General features: G+C 57.3%; 18 protein-coding genes and 1 pseudogene. 7 read left to right on the top strand and 12 right to left on the bottom strand.

Features of this window, described 5'->3' with window-relative positions; translation table 11 throughout:
• Positions 1-60 precede the first annotated feature (60 nt).
• The gene (locus tag LRO94_RS06530; protein ID WP_099601217.1) at positions 61-1170 is read right to left on the bottom strand and encodes an ABC transporter ATP-binding protein; all 1110 of its coding nucleotides are present in this window, start codon (positions 1168-1170) and stop codon (positions 61-63) included.
• Entirely contained in the window at positions 1167-2087 is a 921-nt protein-coding gene (argF, locus tag LRO94_RS06535; RefSeq protein WP_032891794.1) for an ornithine carbamoyltransferase, read from the bottom strand. The genes LRO94_RS06530 and argF overlap by 4 nt, the downstream gene beginning before the upstream one ends.
• Before the next feature lie 433 nt (positions 2088-2520).
• Between argF and LRO94_RS06540 the strand changes: the two genes are divergently transcribed.
• The gene (locus LRO94_RS06540; RefSeq protein WP_179179466.1) at positions 2521-4629 is read left to right on the top strand and encodes a molybdopterin oxidoreductase family protein; all 2109 of its coding nucleotides are present in this window, start codon (positions 2521-2523) and stop codon (positions 4627-4629) included.
• A gap of 77 nt (positions 4630-4706) precedes the next feature.
• Positions 4707-5045, top strand: coding sequence for a Grx4 family monothiol glutaredoxin (gene grxD / locus LRO94_RS06545; protein ID WP_032891789.1), 339 nt, complete (start codon positions 4707-4709; stop codon positions 5043-5045).
• Positions 5046-5124: 79 nt separating this feature from the next.
• Here the strand turns inward: grxD and bfr are convergent, their stop codons facing one another.
• Both bfr and LRO94_RS06555 read right to left on the bottom strand, forming a co-directional pair.
• Positions 5125-5595, bottom strand: a complete 471-nt coding sequence (bfr, locus tag LRO94_RS06550) for a bacterioferritin (protein ID WP_017526353.1) — start codon at positions 5593-5595, stop codon at positions 5125-5127.
• Between the two features lie 201 nt (positions 5596-5796).
• The gene (locus LRO94_RS06555) at positions 5797-6015 is read right to left on the bottom strand and encodes a bacterioferritin-associated ferredoxin (protein WP_010564137.1); all 219 of its coding nucleotides are present in this window, start codon (positions 6013-6015) and stop codon (positions 5797-5799) included.
• 243 nt (positions 6016-6258) lie between these two features.
• Here LRO94_RS06555 and LRO94_RS06560 point away from each other — a divergent pair, with 243 nt between their 5' ends.
• Positions 6259-6861 carry a peroxiredoxin gene (locus LRO94_RS06560; RefSeq protein ID WP_003172097.1) on the top strand — a complete coding sequence of 201 codons (603 nt, stop codon included), beginning with the start codon at positions 6259-6261 and terminating at the stop codon, positions 6859-6861.
• Between the two features lie 66 nt (positions 6862-6927).
• On the opposite strand, the gene rnt is transcribed toward LRO94_RS06560, so the two are convergent.
• Complete coding sequence (gene rnt / locus LRO94_RS06565) at positions 6928-7599, bottom strand: ribonuclease T (protein ID WP_032891788.1); 672 nt, start codon at positions 7597-7599, stop codon at positions 6928-6930.
• On the bottom strand, positions 7596-8642 hold the full coding sequence (gene pyrC, locus LRO94_RS06570; RefSeq protein WP_032891786.1) for a dihydroorotase: 1047 nt from the start codon (positions 8640-8642) through the stop codon (positions 7596-7598). Before pyrC ends, rnt begins: the two co-directional genes overlap by 4 nt.
• A 156-nt stretch (positions 8643-8798) precedes the next feature.
• On the opposite strand from pyrC, the gene LRO94_RS06575 reads away from it, so the two are divergent.
• The 3 genes from LRO94_RS06575 to LRO94_RS06585 all read left to right on the top strand — a co-directional run bounded on the left by LRO94_RS06575 (position 8799) and on the right by LRO94_RS06585 (position 12311).
• On the top strand, positions 8799-9707 hold the full coding sequence (locus LRO94_RS06575) for a flagellar protein MotY (protein WP_032891785.1): 909 nt from the start codon (positions 8799-8801) through the stop codon (positions 9705-9707).
• A 129-nt stretch (positions 9708-9836) separates the two neighbouring features.
• The gene (locus tag LRO94_RS06580; protein WP_012722490.1) at positions 9837-11054 is read left to right on the top strand and encodes an argininosuccinate synthase; all 1218 of its coding nucleotides are present in this window, start codon (positions 9837-9839) and stop codon (positions 11052-11054) included.
• 624 nt (positions 11055-11678) lie between these two features.
• Positions 11679-12311 (top strand): response regulator transcription factor, encoded by a 633-nt coding sequence (locus tag LRO94_RS06585; protein ID WP_032891784.1) that lies wholly within the window; start codon positions 11679-11681, stop codon positions 12309-12311.
• Positions 12312-12394: 83 nt separating this feature from the next.
• Here the strand turns inward: LRO94_RS06585 and LRO94_RS06590 are convergent, their stop codons facing one another.
• The 5 genes and pseudogenes from LRO94_RS06590 to metG form a co-directional block, all read right to left on the bottom strand.
• Positions 12395-12577 (bottom strand): PA3496 family putative envelope integrity protein, encoded by a 183-nt coding sequence (locus tag LRO94_RS06590; RefSeq protein ID WP_032891782.1) that lies wholly within the window; start codon positions 12575-12577, stop codon positions 12395-12397.
• 107 nt (positions 12578-12684) lie between these two features.
• Complete coding sequence (gene nth, locus LRO94_RS06595; RefSeq protein WP_032891781.1) at positions 12685-13323, bottom strand: endonuclease III; 639 nt, start codon at positions 13321-13323, stop codon at positions 12685-12687.
• Between the two features lie 720 nt (positions 13324-14043).
• Positions 14044-14409, bottom strand: a pseudogene (locus LRO94_RS28005) (RnfABCDGE type electron transport complex subunit B); the annotation flags it as partial.
• Between the two features lie 17 nt (positions 14410-14426).
• Entirely contained in the window at positions 14427-14597 is a 171-nt protein-coding gene (locus LRO94_RS06605; RefSeq protein WP_177434246.1) for a hypothetical protein, read from the bottom strand.
• 117 nt (positions 14598-14714) lie between these two features.
• A complete protein-coding gene (gene metG, locus LRO94_RS06610) occupies positions 14715-16766 on the bottom strand; it encodes a methionine--tRNA ligase (protein WP_122680286.1) in 2052 nt (683 codons plus the stop codon).
• A 172-nt stretch (positions 16767-16938) separates the two neighbouring features.
• Here metG and apbC point away from each other — a divergent pair, with 172 nt between their 5' ends.
• Entirely contained in the window at positions 16939-18033 is a 1095-nt protein-coding gene (apbC, locus tag LRO94_RS06615) for an iron-sulfur cluster carrier protein ApbC (RefSeq protein WP_099601221.1), read from the top strand.
• A gap of 497 nt (positions 18034-18530) precedes the next feature.
• On the opposite strand, the gene fdxA is transcribed toward apbC, so the two are convergent.
• Positions 18531-18854 carry a ferredoxin FdxA gene (fdxA, locus tag LRO94_RS06620; protein ID WP_032891777.1) on the bottom strand — a complete coding sequence of 108 codons (324 nt, stop codon included), beginning with the start codon at positions 18852-18854 and terminating at the stop codon, positions 18531-18533.
• Between the last annotated feature and the right edge of the window lie 23 nt (positions 18855-18877).

The following is an 18877-nucleotide window of genomic DNA, read 5'->3' on the forward strand; positions in this document are numbered from 1 at the left end:
TGACCCACTGCCATCGGGAGCAAGCTCCCTCCCACATGATGACCAGTATTCTTCAAATACTCAGTGTGCCGGGTTGTAGCGCCGTACGCCCGACTCGGATCGAGGGATCTGCGCCGCGGTGCTGCCCGAAGCCTGAAACAGCACCAGATGCTCAGCGGCTACACGAATCCCCACATCCGACCCCACCTGATGGTCGGCATGACTGGGGAAAATCGATTCCAGTTGCGCGCCGGTCGGCAACTGCAGACGGTACAAGGTGGATGCACCGAGGAACGTCTTGCCGACGATCCGGGCTTTCAATGCACTGTCCGGCGCGTAGACGATGTCATCCGGGCGTAGCAACACATCCACCGCACCACCGGTCGGCCAGGTGTAGGCGCGATTGCCGCGCAGGTCACCCAGTTCGGTGCTGACGGACTCGGGCGAGCTCAACTGACCACGAATGAAATAACCCTGGCCGATAAAGCTGGCGACGTAGGGTGTCTGAGGTTCGTGATAGAGGTTGTAGGGCGTGTCCCACTGCTCCAGACGGCCCTCCTTGAAGACGCCGACCTGATCACTCACGGCAAACGCTTCTTCCTGGTCATGGGTGACCAGGATCGCACTGGTGCCGCGCGCCTTGAGAATGTCGCGCACCTCATGGCTGAGCTTGCGCCGCAGTTCGCCATCAAGGTTGGAGAAGGGTTCGTCCAGCAGCAACAGTTGCGGCTCCGGCGCCAGGGCGCGGGCGAGGGCGACACGTTGCTGCTGGCCGCCGGACAGTTCGTGAGGGAAGCGCTTGCCCAGATTCTTCAGGTTGACCAGTTCCAGCAACTCGGTAACCACGCGATCCTTTTGTGGATGCTTGCGGATGCCGAACGCGATGTTGTCGGCCACGCTGAGGTGGGGAAACAGCGCATAGTCCTGGAACACCATGCCGATGCGACGCTTCTCCGGTGCCAGGGTGAAACCGGCACTGGAGATCACTTCTCCTGCCAGGCTGATTTCGCCTTCATGCACCGGCTCAAAACCGGCAATCGCGCGCAGAGTGGTGGTTTTACCGCAGCCTGATGAGCCGAGCAGGCAACCGATATCACCCGCGTTCAGGTGCAGATTGAGGTTCTGCACCACCCGTTGATCTTGATAGCCGCATGCCAGATTGCGCAGGTTCAGCAGAAGTGGCTGGCTCATGCGTGGTGGTACGAAGGCGGGACGAGGAATTCGAGCAGAGCCTTCTGAGCGTGCAGGCGGTTTTCGGCCTGGTCCCAGGCGACCGAGCGCTCATCGTCAAGCAGGTCGAGGCTAATTTCTTCGCCGCGGTGAGCGGGCAGGCAGTGCATGAACAGCACATCCGGCGCAGCCAGGTCGAGCAAGGCCCGATTTACCTGGTAAGGCGCGAACAGGGCCAGGCGCTGGGCGGTTTCGTCTTCCTGGCCCATGGAGGTCCAGACGTCGGTGCTGACGAGGTGCGCGCCCAGCACGGCGTCACGTGGGTCACGCACCAGGGTGACGCGATCGCCGGCCTGTGCCAGGAAGCGCGCGTCAGGCTCGTAGCCTTGCGGGCAAGCAATGCGCAGTTGGAAGTCGAATTGGATCGCCGCTTCTATATAGCTGTTGCACATGTTGTTGCCGTCACCGATCCAGGCCACGGTCTTGCCTTGGATGGAGCCACGGTGCTCAAGGAAGGTTTGCATGTCAGCCAGCAACTGGCACGGGTGCAGGTCATCGGACAGGCCGTTGATCACCGGAACTCGTGAGTTGGCGGAAAATTCGGTGACGGTGCTGTGGGCAAAGGTACGGATCATCACCGCATCCAGCATGCGCGACATGACGCGGGCGCTGTCGGCGACAGGCTCGCCACGACCCAGTTGAGTGTCGCGCGAAGACAGGAAGATGGCTTGGCCACCTAGTTGGATCATGCCGGCCTCAAAAGACACACGGGTGCGGGTCGACGACTTCTCGAAAATCATGCCGAGGACGCGGTTTTTCAAAGGCTCGAACAGTACGCCGCGGTTACGCAGGTCTTTAAGCTCAATGCCTCGACGGATCACGCTGACCAGCTCTTCGGGCGTGCAATCCATCAGGGAGAGAAAGTGCCTTGCGCTCATCATTAACTACCTTTTTGCAACAGACCGCAGATACTCAAAGCCTTGTTTATTGTGAAAACGGGCGAGACCTGCGGCGAAAGCCGCACGGGGCGACGAAATAGGGGAAGGCGCGATATTGACATTAAATGTCGCGTCTTACCAATAGGGCTACGTTTTTAGGGGTGTTCAAGAAGGGCGCGAGAGCGCTTTTGAAGACGATTTCCTGACGGCAGCGGGCCATTTGTACACTGGCGTCGCAACCTTTTGCAATGCGCGGGGGCGGGCTCGGATCAGGCCGCGTCGGTTTCCGGGGCTGTATATAGGGTTTTGTAACATTTGCTCATGCTTGGTCATGGCCTGGCCTAATGCTTGCCGATTCACAGGACGAACGATACTGGCGTCTGTCATGGTCGCGGCCCATAGTCAGACCAAAGCCCCTATAAAGAGACTGGCCATGACCAAGACTCTCCATCACCGTGCGTGCCATCTATGTGAAGCCATCTGTGGCTTGACCCTGGAAACTACCCAAGCCGAAGACGGCAGCCTGGCGATCACCTCGATCAAGGGCGACGCGTTGGACACCTTCAGCCGTGGTCATATCTGCCCAAAGGCGGTGGCGTTGCAGGATATCCAGAATGACCCGGACCGCCTCCACCAGCCGATGTTGCGAACGGGCAGCGAATGGCGAGCGATCCCTTGGGACGAAGCGTTTTCCTTGGTCGCCGAGCGGCTGTCGAGTATCCAGGCCCGGCACGGGCAGAATGCGGTGGCGGTGTATCAGGGCAACCCCAGCGTGCACAACTATGGGCTGATGACTCACAGCAACTACTTCCTCGGCCTGCTCAAGACGCGCAATCGGTATTCCGCGACCTCTGTGGATCAGTTGCCTCATCACCTCACCAGCCACTTGATGTACGGCCATGGCCTGCTGCTGCCGATCCCGGACATCGATCACACCGACTTTATGCTGATCCTGGGTGGCAACCCGCTGGCTTCCAACGGCAGCATTATGACCGTGCCAGATGTGGAGAAGCGCCTTAAGGCCATTCAGTCCCGGGGCGGCAAAGTGGTGGTGGTAGACCCTCGGCGCAGTGAAACGGCGGCGATTGCTGATCAACACCTATTCGTGCGGCCGGGTGGGGATGCGGCGCTGTTGTTCGGTGTGCTCAACACCTTGTTTACCGAAAACCTGACACGCGTCAGTCATTTACCGGTAGACGGTCTTGAGGACGTTCGCCGTGCTATCGCAGGCTTTACTGCCGAGGCCATGAGCCGCCAGTGTGCGGTGCCTGCCGAACAGATCCGCCAATTAGCGCGGGACTTTGCCGCAGCGGACAAGGCCGTGTGTTATGGGCGTATGGGTGTGTCGACCCAGGCGTTTGGCACGCTCTGCCATTGGTTGGTGCAGTTGATCAACCTGGTTACCGGCAACCTGGACCGGGTTGGCGGCGCCTTGTGCACTACGCCCGCGGTGGACCTGGTGGCGTCGACCGGCGGGGGGCATTTCAACCGCTGGCAAAGCCGGGTTTCCGGGCGTCCGGAGTACGGCGGCGAGTTGCCGGTGTCGGCCCTGGCTGAAGAAATGCTTACTGACGGCGAAGGGCAGATTCGCGCATTGGTCACGGTAGCGGGCAATCCTGTGCTGTCGACCCCTAACGGTCGCCAGTTGGAGCAGGCGCTGGATGGGTTGGAGTTCATGGTCAGTATCGATCTTTACATCAACGAGACCACTCGGTACGCCGATCTGATTTTGCCGTCCACCTCGGCCCTGGAAAACGATCACTACGACACCACCTTCAACATGTTTGCGGTGCGTAACGTCACCCGTTTCAACCGCGCGATCTTGCCCAAGCCCGAAGGGGCCTTGCATGACTGGGAAATTTTCGTCGGTCTGGCCACCGCCTTTGCGGCGCAGACCGGTGTTGTGCTTAAACCGACGATGCCGCCGGCCAAGATGATCGACTTCGGACTGCGTGCCGGGGCGTATGGTGATGCGTCGAGTCATAAACTGTCGGTTGCGATGCTGGCCGATCACCCCCATGGCGTGGATTTGGGGCCGTTGCAGCCCAATCTTTCTGCGCGTTTGAAAACGGCTGACGGTAAGGTTCAGGCCGCGCCCGCTGTGATTCTTGCCGACCTGGCGCGCTTCGCCGCGCAGCCGCTGCCCATGGCTGACGAACTGCTGCTGATCGGCCGTCGGCATGTGCGCAGCAATAATTCCTGGATGCATAATTATCATCGCTTGGTGAAGGGCAAGCCCCGACATCAATTGCTGATGCATCCCGATGACCTTGTCAGTCGGCAACTGAGTGATGGTCAGCGGGTTCGCGTGAGTTCGCGCATTGGCATGATCGAGGTAGAGGTGCTGGCCAGTCTGGAGATGATGCCCGGGGTCGTCAGCCTGCCCCATGGCTGGGGCCACGGGCGCCCGGGCGTCCAGATGACCATCGCCAGCGGGCAACCGGGGGCGAGCGCGAATGACTTGACCGACGAGCGGCAGTTGGATGAGTTATCGGGGAACGCTGCGCTCAATGGCGTTCCGGTCCAGGTAGCAGCGGCCTGAGCACCCGGCTGGAATTTTGCGTTACAATGCGCCACCGTGCCGACCTGTGAGTCGCAAAGTTCCAGCCGAGGTGTTCCATGGATATCATCGAAACGATCAAAGAGCAGATTGCCAATAACACCATTCTGCTTTACATGAAGGGCGCCCCTAACGCTCCTCAGTGCGGTTTCTCCGCGAAGGCTTCCCAGGCTGTTATGCAGTGTGGCGAGAAGTTCGCTTACGTGGATATCCTGCAAAACCCGGAAATCCGCGCCAACCTGCCGAAGTACGCCAACTGGCCGACTTTCCCACAGCTGTGGGTAGCCGGTGAGCTGGTTGGCGGTAGCGATATCATCACTGAAATGGCAGCTGATGGTTCGTTGCAGACGCTGATCAAAGACGCAGCGGCAAATGCGGCGGCCAAGACTGACGCTTGATTCGCCTGCAATAAAAAGCCCCGCTTCTCGTGAGAGAGCGGGGCTTTTTTGTGGGGTTTTACCGGCAAGCCAATAAGGCTTATTCGCCCATCTGCGATTGCAGGTAATTTTCCAGGGTGACCTTGTCGATCAGGCCCAATTGGGTTTCCAGCCAGTCGATGTGTTCTTCCTGATCTTCCAGGATATCTTCCAGCAATTCACGGCTGCCGAAATCGCCTTGGGCTTCGCAGTGAGCGATGGCCGCCTTGAGGTCGCTGTGGCTCTTGCGTTCAAAGCCCAGGTCGCTGCCGATCATTTCCTGGGTGTGCTCGCCGATGTTCAGCTTGCCCAGGTCCTGGACGTTCGGTAGGCCTTCCAGGAACAAAATGCGCTTGATCAGCGCGTCTGCATCCTTCATGGCTTTGATGGATTCTTTGTATTCGCGCTTGCCAAGCTTTTCCAGGCCCCAATCGTCGTACATGCGTGCATGCAGAAAGTACTGATTGATCGCGACCAGTTCATTGGCAAGGATTTTGTTGAGTTGCTGGATGACTGAGATGTCGCCTTTCATGACTGGGGTCCTGCCCTGTAATAGCTGTGTATAGGGCGGAGTTTGAGCGGCGAAAACCTCAGTGTCAAACCTAAGTTATTGAATAATAAATGAAAATTAATCGGAATAAGAATGTTTGTGTTCCGCGTCTTGGGGCTAACTAATTGAATTACAGGCATAAAAAAACCGGACACTAAGTCCGGCTCTTTAAAACACGCCTATTTAAGCGTGTGTAAATTCTGCTGAGTAGGGGAGTGCTGCCTGGGCTGTCTGCAGCTGCGTCAGGGTTTCCCGTACCACTTGCTTGGCGAGGCAGGCACATTTGCCACATTGGCTGGCAACGCCGGTGGTTTCACGTACTTCCTTATAGCTGCAGCAACCTTCATAGATTGCTTCGCGGATTTGTCCGTCGGTGACGCCAGTACAGAGGCACACATACATAGGGAGAACCGTCGCGGGGTTAAGGCTTAAGTGCGATGGATCTTAATGTTAACGAGAATGATTGTCAAAGTAGATTCGTAGGGTATTTGCCCGCACCGCCCTCACGCTGACGAACGGTTTTTTCAGTGTATGATGGTCGGTCTTCACGAAGCGTGACTGCGTCACAGGGCTGTCGCTTGAATGCGGCAGACTCAGGGCCGGTCCTTTTACTTCAATCTTCACCCTTACATCAGGAGATACCTAATGAGCGTACTCGTCGGCAAACAAGCCCCGGATTTCGACGTACCTGCCGTGCTCGGCAATGGCGAAATCGTTGACAGCTTCAAACTGTCTGAAGCCATTAAAGGCAAATACGGCCTGGTGTTCTTCTACCCGCTGGACTTCACTTTCGTCTGCCCTTCGGAGCTGATCGCTCTGGACCACCGCATGGACGATTTCAAGGCGCGTAACGTTGAAGTGGTCGCCGTTTCCATCGACTCCCATTTCACCCACAACGCCTGGCGCAACACTGCCATCAACGATGGCGGCATCGGCAAAGTCAAATACACCATGGCTGCCGACATGAAGCACGACATTGCCAAGGCTTACGACGTTGAGTCCGAAGGCGGCGTGGCTTTCCGTGGCGCGTTCCTGATCGATGACAAAGGCGTTGTCCGCTCGCAGATCATCAACGACCTGCCGCTGGGCCGTAACATGGAAGAGCTGATTCGCCTGGTCGACGCTCTGCAATTCCACGAAGAGCACGGCGAAGTGTGCCCTGCCAACTGGAAGAAGGGCGACAAAGGCATGAACGCTTCGCCAGAAGGCGTTGCGGCTTACCTGACCGAGAACGCTGGCAAGCTGTAAGCCAGAATCGAGGTACAAAAAAACCGGCCTGTGACAGGCCGGTTTTTTTATAGGCGGGATTTGAACTCAGTCGCCGAAGTCTTCCCAGCCGCCCATCTGCTTCCAGCGGTTGACGATGCCGCAGAACAGATCAGCTGTCTTTTCTGTGTCGTATCGGGCCGAGTGGGCTTCGCGACCGTCGAAATCGATACCGGCGGCCTGGCAGGCTTTGGCCAATACGGTCTGACCGTAGGCGAGGCCGGCAAGGGTTGCGGTGTCGAAGCTGGAGAACGGGTGAAACGGGTTGCGCTTCATGTCCAACCGCGCCACGGCTGCGTTCAGGAAACCCAGGTCGAAGCTGCTGTTATGCCCGACCAGGATCGCGCGTTTGCAGCCATTGGCCTTCAACGCCTTGCGCACTCCACGGAAGATATCGGTCAGCGCTGCTTCTTCACTCACCGCCATGCGCAGTGGGTGATCAAGCTTGATCCCTGTGAACTCCAGGGCTGCCGCTTCAATGTTGGCACCTTCAAACGGCTCGACGCGGAAGAAGTGGGTGTGTTCTGGATACACAAAGCCCTGTTCGTCCATGCCGATGGTCGTCGCGGCAATTTCCAGCAGCGCGTCGGTGGCGCAATTGAAACCGCCGGTTTCTACGTCGATAACGACAGGCAGATAGCCACGGAAACGTTCGGCCATCGGGTGGCGCGAACCGCCACCGCCGTGTTCCTGGTCGTCATCGTAATGGTCTTCACTCACTTGCTTTCCTCCAGCAGGCGCCAGCGCAGTGTTTCACCGGCGCGCAGCGGGATAACGGTCAGCTCGCCAAATGGCAGGCTGGCAGGGGCGGTCCAGTCTTCACGGACCAGGGTAATGCGGTCGGTATTCGCCGGCAGGCCATAGAAACGTGGGCCGTTGAGGCTGGCGAAACCCTCGAGTTTGTCCAAGGCGTTGCGTTGTTCGAACGCTTCTGCGTACAGCTCGATGGCGGCATAAGCGGTGTAGCAACCGGCACAGCCGCACGCGGCTTCCTTGGCGTGCTGGGCGTGAGGCGCGGAGTCGGTGCCGAGGAAAAACTTCGGATTACCGCTGGTCGCGGCATCCAGCAAGGCCACCTGGTGGGTATTGCGCTTGAGGATTGGCAGGCAATAGAAGTGCGGCCGAATCCCGCCCACCAGCATGTGGTTGCGGTTGTACAGCAGGTGATGGGCGGTGATGGTTGCGCCTACGTTGGCCGAGGCCTCGGTGACGAACTGCACGGCATCGGCCGTGGTGATGTGCTCGAACACCACCTTGAGGGTCGGGAATAGCTCGACCACGCGGCGCATGTGCTCGTCGATGAAGATCTTCTCGCGATCGAACACGTCCACGTCGCCACGGGTAACTTCACCGTGGATCAGCAGCGGCATGCCCACTTCGGCCATGGCTTCGATGGCGGGCAGGATCTTGTCGATACTGGTCACGCCGGAGTCGGAGTTGGTGGTCGCGCCAGCCGGGTACAGCTTGGCGGCGTGCACATAACCGCTGGCTTTGGCCTCGCGAATTTCTTCGGGCTGGGTGCGGTCGGTGAGGTAGAGCACCATCAACGGTTCGAAGCGGCTGCCGGCCGGTCGTGCAGCGAGGATACGCTGGCGATAGGCATCGGCTTCAGCGGCGTTACGCACCGGTGGTACCAGGTTAGGCATGATGATGGCGCGGCCAAACGTACGCGCTACATCGGCCACGGTTTGGGGCAACGCAGCACCATCGCGAAGATGAATATGCCAGTCGTCGGGACGCAGCAGGGTCAGGCGGTCGGACATTGGGGATTCCAGGCGGGTCAATCTGGTGGGAATGCTACCGGAAAAGACTCTTGCAGGCACTCGCTATCAAGTTTTGCAGGATGCATCCGATAGCCTTTCGTATGCCTTATCGATGTATGACGCTTTGAAGTGTTGTAGAAACCAGTGGAGCCTCCCGTGCGCCAGCATTATCTAGCCCTGCTCAGTGTGTTCGCCAGCCTGCCTGCGATGGCCCTCACGTTCCAGACACGTCTGGAGAATATTGAGTGGAAAGTAGAGGGCGACAAGTTCGAGTGCCGCCTAACCCAACCGATCACCGATTTCGGTTCGGGTGAGTTCGTGCGCCGGGCGGGTGAGCAGGCGACGTTCCGTCTGAAAGCCTATAACGGCTCGCTGGGCGCAGGATCGGCCACCTTGTTGGCTGCCGCTGCCCCTTGGCAGCCCGGTCGGGGTGACATCAACCTCGGTGCCGTACGTGCTGGCAGCGGTGATGTGCTGTTCAACAGCTCTCAAGCCCAGGCTGGGCGTCTGTTCAACGGTTTGCTCGATGGCCGCTCGCCCACCGTGCGGCACTATGGGCGTGAGGGCGGCTATTCAGAAATTCGCTTGCTGCCGGTGAAATTCAACAAGGCCTACAGCGACTATCAGCTGTGCACGGCCAAGTTGTTGCCGATGAATTACGATCAGGTCAAGCAGACTGAAGTCGGCTTCCCTGGGGGGGGCATCGAGCTCGACGCCGCGGCCAAGCAGAAGCTGGCAGTGATTCTCGAATTCATGAAAGCGGATCCTACCGTCAACCATGTCGAATTGAATGGCCATTCGGACAACAGTGGCAATCGCCTGAGCAATCGCGATGTTTCACGCCGCCGCGCGCTGGCGGTGATGGACTACTTCAAGGCCAATGGTATCCAGGAGTCCCAAATTACCCTGCGTTTCCATGGCGAAAGTTACCCCTTGGCGCCCAATACCAATGCCGCCAACCGGGCCCGCAACCGCCGTGTGAATATTCAGCTCGAACGTGTGGCTGTCCCCGAGAAACCGGCGCCCCAGGCGGCGGGGCCGAGCAACCCAGCACACACCTCCTGACGTGCGACCATCGGTCGCTCACTCGACATAATCTGTCGCTTTATCTTCATTTGCTGTCGCGCCCCTGTAAATCCACGGTTTTGATCGGTAGAATCGACGCCTTTCCGTACAACCCCGTGGAGTGATGGCATGGCCGACGTAAACAAGGTCGTTCTCGCGTATTCCGGCGGCCTGGACACTTCGGTGATCCTCAAGTGGCTGCAGGATACTTATAACTGTGAAGTGGTGACCTTCACCGCTGACCTGGGTCAGGGCGAAGAGGTCGAACCTGCACGTGCCAAGGCGCAAGCCATGGGCGTGAAAGAGATCTACATTGACGACCTGCGCGAAGAATTCGTCCGCGATTTCGTCTTCCCGATGTTTCGCGCCAACACCGTCTATGAAGGCGAGTACCTGCTGGGTACCTCCATCGCACGTCCGCTGATCGCCAAGCGCCTGATCGAAATCGCCAACGAAACCGGCGCTGACGCCATTTCCCATGGCGCTACCGGCAAGGGCAACGACCAGGTACGTTTCGAGCTGGGTGCCTACGCGCTCAAGCCCGGCGTGAAAGTGATTGCCCCTTGGCGCGAATGGGACCTGCTGTCCCGTGAAAAGCTGATGGATTACGCTGAAAAGCATGCAATCCCGATCGAGCGTCATGGCAAGAAGAAATCCCCGTACTCGATGGACGCCAACCTGCTGCACATCTCCTATGAAGGCGGCGTGCTGGAAGACACCTGGACCGAGCACGAAGAAGACATGTGGAAATGGACCGTCTCCCCGGAGAACGCTCCAGACAAGCCGCAGTACCTGGAGCTCACCTACCGCAACGGCGACATCGTCGCACTGGACGGTGTCGAAATGACCCCGGCCACTGTGCTGGCGACCCTGAACCGTATCGGTGGCGAACACGGTATCGGCCGTCTCGACATCGTAGAGAACCGCTATGTGGGCATGAAGTCCCGTGGCTGCTACGAAACCCCAGGCGGCACCATCATGCTGCGCGCTCACCGCGCCATCGAGTCCATTACCCTGGACCGCGAAGTGGCTCACCTCAAAGACGAGCTGATGCCCAAGTACGCCAGCCTGATCTACACCGGCTACTGGTGGAGCCCAGAGCGTCTGATGCTGCAACAGATGATCGACGCCTCCCAGGCTCACGTGAACGGCGTTGTGCGCCTGAAACTGTACAAGGGTAATGTGATCGTTACCGGTCGCAAGTCTGATGATTCGTTGTTCGACGCCAACATCGCCACCTTCGAAGAAGATGGCGGCGCTTACAACCAGGCTGACGCAGCAGGCTTTATCAAGTTGAACGCACTGCGCATGCGCATTGCCGCTAATAAAGGCCGCTCGTTATTCTGAGTGTTTAGCTTGTTTTGAAGAATGGCCCCTTGTTCAAGGGGCCATTTTTTTGCCTGAGTATTCTAAATAGATCGGTATTGTTTAACGTTGTTTAATCAGTGTTCAAACTTATTCGAATAATGTGTTTTTTCTCGATTGCTGTGTGCTGTCTGCGATTTTTTGTAGGGAGGAATGAATTTTTTACATCTGCATAGGAACTAGTCTTACAGATAATTCACTCATGTGGGTGCGGGAGAACATGTGAGAGACCTAAGACTCTGTAGTAAATAGGGATGTAAAAAAATATGTTAAATGGAACTGAAACTACCGACTTTTCTCCACCAACTCCAGTATCCGTAGTCGAAAGACAAGGGGCATTTCCTGATAGTTGTGTGGGGCTCGTTCACGTTCTGCCCTTGGTAACCTGGAAATTTTACTCAAAATGTGTGATGGGACGGAAAGGTCTGAAAGGCTCCATAAAACCGGAAACATTCGAATCGGTGTTTTTTTGTAGGGCGTTTCCTTTATCGCTGTGGGTTGGGTCTCTGCTTGCTGTTGCTCGGGGGGGGACGCTATGCCAACTATGAAACGACTAGGCTATTGTGCTTGCTCTAAATAATTCGAACAGCGAAATTGGACTTTCTCATGAATAAAGTGCTGATCGTGGATGATCATCCCGTCATTCGTCTTGCTGTGCGTATGCTAATGGAGCGTCATGGTTATGAGGTCGTTGCCGAGACCAATAACGGTGTCGATGCGTTGCAACTTGCGCGGGAGCATATGCCGGACATTGTCATATTGGATATTGGGATTCCCAAACTCGATGGCCTGGAAGTTATTTGCCGGTTGTCGTCTGCCAAACAACCTATACCCTTCAAGGTGCTAGTGCTCACATCCCAGGCCCCAGGTCACTTTTCCATGCGTTGTATGCAGGCGGGCGCTGCGGGTTATGTGTGCAAACAGCAGGACCTGACCGAATTGCTGAGTGCGATCAAAGCGGTTTTGTCGGGTTACAGCTACTTTCCAAACCAGGCACTCAACTCGGTACGCTCCACCATGGGCAACGCCAGTGAGGCTGATATGGTCGAGCGGTTGTCAGGCCGGGAAATGATGGTGTTGCAGCAACTGGCTCGGGGCCGGACGAACAAGGAAATCGCCGACGGTATGTTCCTCAGCAACAAGACAGTCAGCACCTACAAGACTCGCTTGTTGCTTAAGCTCAATGCTCGCTCCCTGGTGGATTTGATCGAACTGGCCCAGCGCAACGGCTTGGTATAGAAGACTTGCAGGCTGCACCTAGCCCAGCATAGTCCGCAGAAAAAAGCCTCCGTAAGGGAGGCTTCCGGCCCTCGACCGCTGGCTTAGAGATCGAAGTCGTAGTCGGCCAGTTGTTTTTGCAAGCGTCGTTCTTCCAGAAGATTGTCGATAGTACGGCGTTTGCTCAGATTGGTCTTGGCGACCTCTATCACGGGAGCCTCTGCACCATCATCATCCGACTCAACGAGGTCGTCTTCCACATCCAACTGTTCTTTGTCAGTGCTCATAACGTTAACTCCGGAGTAAGACTGCCGTTGGCGCTCCTTATAACGATAATCCATGAACGGGTAAAAAAGATTTTTTCAATCGACTGATCGAGAAAACTAATGCCCCCTCAATCGTCCGACGTTTTGTCCTTGTATTCGCACAGGTCTTCGATACGGCAGCTGCCGCAGCGTGGCTTGCGTGCCTGGCAAACGTAGCGCCCGTGCAGGATCAGCCAATGGTGGGAGTCGAGCAAGTAGGGCTTTGGCACGAACTTCATCAACTGCTTTTCTACCTCAACCACGTTCTTGCCACGTGCAATGCCCGTTCGGTTGCTGACCCGGAAGATATGAGTGTCCACGGCCATGGTCAGTTGCCGGAATGCAGTGTTGAGCACAACGTTGGCGGTTTTGCGGCCCACACCCGGCAAGGCTTCCAGTGCTTCACGGGTTTGCGGCACTTCGCTTCCATGCAGCTCTACCAGCAGGCGGCAGGTCTCAATGACGTTTTTGGCCTTACTGTTGTAGAGGCCAATGGTCTTGATGTATTCCGACAACCCATCCACGCCTAACGCATAAATCGCCTCTGGCGTGTTTGCCACGGGATACAGCTTGGCCGTGGCCTTGTTGACGCCAACGTCCGTGGATTGGGCCGACAGGATCACCGCAATCAGCAACTCGAACGGCGAGGAGTATGCCAGTTCGGTCTTGGGTTCCGGATTGTCTTCGTGAAGTCTGCGGAAAATTTCCAGGCGTTTTGCGGCGTTCATGAGGCAGAAGATTCCTTGTTGGCGAGCAACGTGGTTTCGAATAGTGGGCCCAAGCCTGGAACCCTGCTACCAGTCACCGTGAAGTCTGAATTCCGAGCGCCCATCGATAGCGTGAGTACAACCATACTTGGCGGCGTGCCCAGCCACACGTCAAGCACCATGGGCATCTACCTGACGCTGGGCTTCATCGAGCTTGTTTTGCGCATCGGCCAATTGTTGTGCATCGGCCTGTTGATCCTGGGCTTTCTTGAATTCGGCGCGGCGCATCGCCAGTTGGATTTTGGCGCGCTTGAGGCCAGCGGTGTTGCTCACAGGCGCTGCGGGAATGTTGGCGGGTTCAAGTTTGGCCAGTGCCTGCTCAGCTGCCTCAAACTGTTGTTGTAGGACGATCAACTGGGATTGCTGCTCAAACGTCGGCGGATGCCCGAAGGCTTTCAATGATTTATGCAACTGAGCGCGGCTCATCGCGACATTGACTTTGGCTTTTTTCACCGCCGCGTCCTGTGCGGCCTGTGCTCTATCCAGCGGCACAGGCGTCACCTGCGCTGGACGTTTGGCCCGCGCCAGACGTTCGGCGAGCTTGTGGTCCTCTTCCCGTTGCAGGCGCGCGTTACGTTGCTCGAAGCGCCAACGTGCGCGATTGCGCTTGATATCGCGCTCATGCCGTTCTTCGTCGTTGGCCGCCAAGCCGCCTACGATAGGCAGTACGGTGATCGGAGGACGCATCTCGATGCAGTCTACCGGGCAGGGCGCGACGCAGAGGTCACAGCCCGTGCACTCGTCGATAATCACTGTGTGCATAAACTTGGCAGCGCCGACGATGGCATCCACCGGGCAGGCCTGGATGCACTTGGTGCACCCGATGCACTCGGCCTCGCGGATATACGCAACCTGCGCAGGTGCCTCGCCACGGGTGGTGTCCAGTTCCAGCAGCGGCAGGCTCAGCAACTGCGCCAGGCCCGCAATCGTTTCATACCCACCCGGCGGGCACTTATTGATGGCCTCGCCCTGGGCGATGCCCTCGGCGTAAGGCTTGCACCCTGGGTGTCCGCACTTGCCGCATTGGGTCTGCGGCAGCAGTGCGTCGATACGTTGAATCAGGCTCATGTTTTGATCATTGCATTGAAGCCCCGGAATGCTAGCGCCATCAGCTCGACCGGTAGGCCGCGAAAAGGTAGGAAAATGTCATTGCCCGCGATCTGCTGGCGTAAGTCGCTGAACAGTCTCAGCAACGGCCAAAAACCGAGACCGGTGTCCAGGCTCATCGCAAACATGTGAGGTAGGACCTTTGCGTGTGAGTCCACAGCAATACCAGGCCCAACACGCCTGCGTTATCCAGCAATAAGCTATCTATAGCCCTGTCGCCGAGACGACAGGGCTGTATTGCAGCGTTACTTGATGCGCTGACCCGGCTTGGCGCCGCTATCAGGGCTCAGCAGGTAGATCTCTTCGCCCCCAGGGCCGGCCGCCATCACCATGCCTTCGGAGATACCGAACTTCATTTTTCGAGGCTTGAGGTTGGCGATCATCATGGTCAGGCGACCATCGAGTTTGGACGGATCCGGATAAGCGCTCTTGATCCCGGAAAACACATTGCGTTGCTCGTCACCGATATCCAGCGTCAGGCGCAGCAGTTTGTCGGCACCTTCTACGGCTTCCGCCTTGATGATAAGCGCAACACGGAGGTCAACGGCGGCAAAGGCGTCAAACTCGATTTCCGGAGAAAGTGGGTCTTTGGCCAATTCACCATTGCCTGTTGGTGCAGTCGAACCGGTGTCGGTCTGGCTAGCAACGAGGTCTTCTTTCGAAGCGTCGGTCATGGCTTGGACTTTCACGGGATCGATGCGGGTCATCAGCGGCTTGAACTCGTTCAACTGGTGGTTGCTGAGCAAGGTGGTGTGGTCGTTCCAGGTCAGTGGCGCAACATTGAGGAACGCCTCCGCGTCGGCTGCCAGCAACGGCAGAACCGGTTTGAGGAAGATCACCAACTGGCGGAACAGATTGACACCTGTGGCGCAGATCGCCTGCACTTCCGCCTGCTTGCCTTCCTGCTTGTTCAACGACCACGGGGCCTTATCGGCGATCCAGGCGTTGGCGCGGTCGGCCAGGCCCATGATCTCGCGCATCGCGCGGGCAAAGTCGCGGGCTTCATAGGCGTCGGCGATGCTTGGCGCGGCGGCCCGGAACGCATCGGTCAGTTCCGGTGCGGCATTTTCCGCCACCAGTAAGCCGGCGTTGCCCTTGTGGATAAATCCGGCGCAACGGCTAGCGATGTTCACGACTTTGCCCACAAGGTCCGAGTTGACCTTCTGTACGAAGTCTTCCAGGTTCAGGTCGAGGTCGTCGACGCCACGGCCCAATTTGGATGCGTAGTAGTAACGCAGGTATTCCGGGGACAGGTGGTCCAGGTAGGTGCGCGCCTTGATGAATGTGCCACGGGACTTGGACATCTTCTGCCCGTTGACCGTCAGGTAGCCGTGCACAGCAATGCCAGTAGGCTTGCGGTAGCCCGAACCTTCGAGCATCGCTGGCCAGAACAGTGCGTGGAAATTGACGATGTCCTTGCCGATGAAGTGGTACAGCTCGGCGGTGGAGTCCTTGCCCCAGAACGCGTCGAAGTCCAGCTCCGGCGTACGGTCGCAGAGGTTCTTGAAACTGGCCATGTAGCCGATCGGTGCGTCCAGCCACACATAGAAGTACTTGCCTGGCTCGTCTGGGATCTCGAAGCCGAAGTACGGCGCGTCACGCGAGATGTCCCACTGTTGCAGGCCCGCATCCAGCCATTCAGCGATCTTGTTGGCCACGGCATCCTGAAGGGTGCCGCTGCGGGTCCAGGTTTGCAGCATCTGCTGGAAATCCGGGAGCTTGAAGAAGAAGTGTTGGGAATCCTTGAGCACCGGTGTGGCGCCGGAGATGGCCGACTTCGGATCCTTCAGATCGGTGGGCGCATAGGTCGCACCGCATTTTTCGCAGTTGTCGCCGTACTGGTCTTCGGTGCCGCATTTCGGGCAGGTGCCCTTGATGAAGCGATCGGCCAGGAACATTTTCTTTTCCGGGTCGAAATACTGTGTGATCGAACGCTGGGCAATGTGCCCGGCGTCGCGCAGCCTCAGGTAGATCTGGTTCGACAGTTCGCGGTTTTCTTCAGCGTGAGTCGAGTGGAAGTTATCGAAATCCACCAGGAACTCGGCAAAGTCGGCGCTGTGTTCAGCCTGCACATTGGCGATCAGTTGTTCCGGAGTGATGCCTTCCTTTTCGGCGCGCAGCATGATGGCCGAACCGTGGGCGTCGTCCGCGCAGACATAAATGCATTGGTTGCCGCGATGCTTCTGGAAGCGCACCCACATATCGGTCTGGATGTACTCAAGCATATGGCCAAGATGGATAGAACCATTGGCATAGGGCAGGGCGCTGGTGACGAGGATCTTGCGTGGCTCGGACATGGGGCTCGGCTACTTGATGAAACGGAGGTCGGCCACTATAAAGCGCCAGGAAATTTATTTCACCCCGTGGCGCTGTTTCAGCATCTTCCCCATCTTCGAAAGCATGCCGTTAAGCGGCAGGAACGGTTAGGATAGCCGCCTGTTTCAGTCAGTCTTTTTTCGGGAGTAGCCCATGAGCGCCGTGAATCGCGCAGCGGTGGAAGCCGTTCTTCGCCAGTACACCGACCCCTATTTGAATCAGGACCCGGTCAGTGCCGGTTGTGTGCGCGCCATTGAGGTCCAGGGCGATCAGGTGTCGGTCCACCTGGAGCTGGGCTATGCCGCTGGTCTGTTCAAGAGTGGCTGGGCGCAGATGCTGCAAATCGCCATTGAAGGTCTGGATGGTGTGGCATCTGCCAAGGTCGACATCCAGTGCGTAATCGCGCCGCACAAGGCTCAGGCGCAGATCCCGGGCCTGGCTAACGTCAAGAATGTAATTGCCGTGGCGTCCGGCAAGGGCGGCGTGGGGAAATCCACCACGGCTGCCAACCTTGCCCTGGCCTTGGCCCGTGAAGGGGCGCGTGTGGGCATTCTAGACGCTGATATCTATGGTCCAAGCCAAGGCGTGATGTTCGGAATTGCAGAAGGCACGCGGCCGAAGGTCAAGGATCAGAAGTGGTTCGTGCCTATCGAATCTCTTGGCGTGGAAGTCATGTCCATGGCGTTCCTGACCGATGACAACACGCCGATGGTATGGCGTGGCCCGATGGTCTCCGGCGCCTTACTGCAATTGGTTACGCAGACCGCCTGGGGCGATTTGGATTACCTGGTCATCGACATGCCGCCAGGCACTGGCGATATCCAACTGACCCTCGCGCAGAAAGTCCCTGTGGCCGGCTCGGTGATCGTGACCACGCCCCAGGACTTGGCGCTGCTCGATGCCAAAAAAGGTGTGGAGATGTTCCGTAAGGTCAACATCCCGGTGCTGGGTGTCGTGGAGAACATGGCCGTGCACATTTGCTCCAACTGCGGCCACGCTGAGCATCTGTTTGGTGAAGGCGGCGGTGAAAAGCTGGCGACCCAGTACGGGGTTGAATTGCTGGCTTCGTTGCCGTTGTCGATGGCGATTCGAGAACAGGCCGACGGCGGTAAACCTACTGTTGCGGCCGAGCCTGATGGTCAGATCGCCATGGTTTATCAGGAGCTGGCCCGTCACGTGGGGGCGCGGATCGTACTGCAGGAAGCATCAGCACCGGCAATGCCGACGATTACGGTGAGCGAAGACTGAAAAGGTTGCAGCGAAAAAAGCCTCGCGTTGTCGGGGCTTTTTCTTGCTCGCAAAACCGCCCACGAATATTAGTTGCGCATTTACGCAATCAGGCGTGTAAGCAATCGCCTACTTTTGCGTAAGTGTTTGGGTTTTTTACCTGGCGTGTGCGGCTAAAATCGATGAAGGCATTTTCTATCTATATGAAATATAAAGATTATTTATCTTCGCCAGAGAGCGATCACGTGTCGGTCGGCGATTTGGATCCCATTGAACTTCCCTTGGAACTCTCTAACATCAGTCCTGTGTCCACGGATTGACACAGCCATTAAGGAACGATGGCTCAGGGAACATCGCAGGATGCGATTCATCAGGATGATGAAAAGGAATAAAGGGACTAGGGAAAAAATGTGGGCGGGTCATACCGCCCCTTTTTTTTGCCTGCAAAAAAGTAAATGCCTGCTCCAGAATGCAAAAAAGCCCCGGAAAGGGGCTTTTTCAGTTGGGCGGCGGCGCTATTAGCGCTCCAGGTGTTTGATCTTGCCTTTTTTACCATCCCAATCTGCTGCGTCAGGCAGCGAGTCTTTCTTCTCAGTGATGTTCGGCCAGATCTCCGCCAGCTCGACGTTCAACTGAATAAATTCCTGCATATCCGCCGGGACTTCATCCTCGGAGAAGATAGCGACGGCCGGGCATTCTGGTTCACACAGGGCGCAATCAATGCACTCATCCGGGTGGATGACCAGGAAATTCGGGCCTTCGTAGAAGCAGTCCACCGGACACACTTCGACGCAGTCGGTGTACTTGCACTTGATGCAGTTGTCGGTAACGACGAAGGTCATTTCTAATTTTCTCCTCAGGCGGC

The sequence above is a fragment of the Pseudomonas sivasensis genome (assembly GCF_021391435.1).
In the GTDB taxonomy this organism is placed as follows: domain Bacteria; phylum Pseudomonadota; class Gammaproteobacteria; order Pseudomonadales; family Pseudomonadaceae; genus Aquipseudomonas; species Aquipseudomonas sivasensis.

Coding starts and splice junctions, on each gene's coding strand:
- LRO94_RS06530 (WP_099601217.1), bottom strand. CDS start 1,170: ATGAGCCAGCCACTTCTGCTGAACCTGCGCAATCTGGCATGCGGCTAT.
- argF (WP_032891794.1), bottom strand. CDS start 2,087: ATGAGCGCAAGGCACTTTCTCTCCCTGATGGATTGCACGCCCGAAGAG.
- LRO94_RS06540 (WP_179179466.1), top strand. CDS start 2,521: ATGACCAAGACTCTCCATCACCGTGCGTGCCATCTATGTGAAGCCATC.
- grxD (WP_032891789.1), top strand. CDS start 4,707: ATGGATATCATCGAAACGATCAAAGAGCAGATTGCCAATAACACCATT.
- bfr (WP_017526353.1), bottom strand. CDS start 5,595: ATGAAAGGCGACATCTCAGTCATCCAGCAACTCAACAAAATCCTTGCC.
- LRO94_RS06555 (WP_010564137.1), bottom strand. CDS start 6,015: ATGTATGTGTGCCTCTGTACTGGCGTCACCGACGGACAAATCCGCGAA.
- LRO94_RS06560 (WP_003172097.1), top strand. CDS start 6,259: ATGAGCGTACTCGTCGGCAAACAAGCCCCGGATTTCGACGTACCTGCC.
- pyrC (WP_032891786.1), bottom strand. CDS start 8,642: ATGTCCGACCGCCTGACCCTGCTGCGTCCCGACGACTGGCATATTCAT.
- LRO94_RS06580 (WP_012722490.1), top strand. CDS start 9,837: ATGGCCGACGTAAACAAGGTCGTTCTCGCGTATTCCGGCGGCCTGGAC.
- LRO94_RS06585 (WP_032891784.1), top strand. CDS start 11,679: ATGAATAAAGTGCTGATCGTGGATGATCATCCCGTCATTCGTCTTGCT.
- LRO94_RS06590 (WP_032891782.1), bottom strand. CDS start 12,577: ATGAGCACTGACAAAGAACAGTTGGATGTGGAAGACGACCTCGTTGAG.
- nth (WP_032891781.1), bottom strand. CDS start 13,323: ATGAACGCCGCAAAACGCCTGGAAATTTTCCGCAGACTTCACGAAGAC.
- LRO94_RS06605 (WP_177434246.1), bottom strand. CDS start 14,597: ATGTTTGCGATGAGCCTGGACACCGGTCTCGGTTTTTGGCCGTTGCTG.
- metG (WP_122680286.1), bottom strand. CDS start 16,766: ATGTCCGAGCCACGCAAGATCCTCGTCACCAGCGCCCTGCCCTATGCC.
- apbC (WP_099601221.1), top strand. CDS start 16,939: ATGAGCGCCGTGAATCGCGCAGCGGTGGAAGCCGTTCTTCGCCAGTAC.
- fdxA (WP_032891777.1), bottom strand. CDS start 18,854: ATGACCTTCGTCGTTACCGACAACTGCATCAAGTGCAAGTACACCGAC.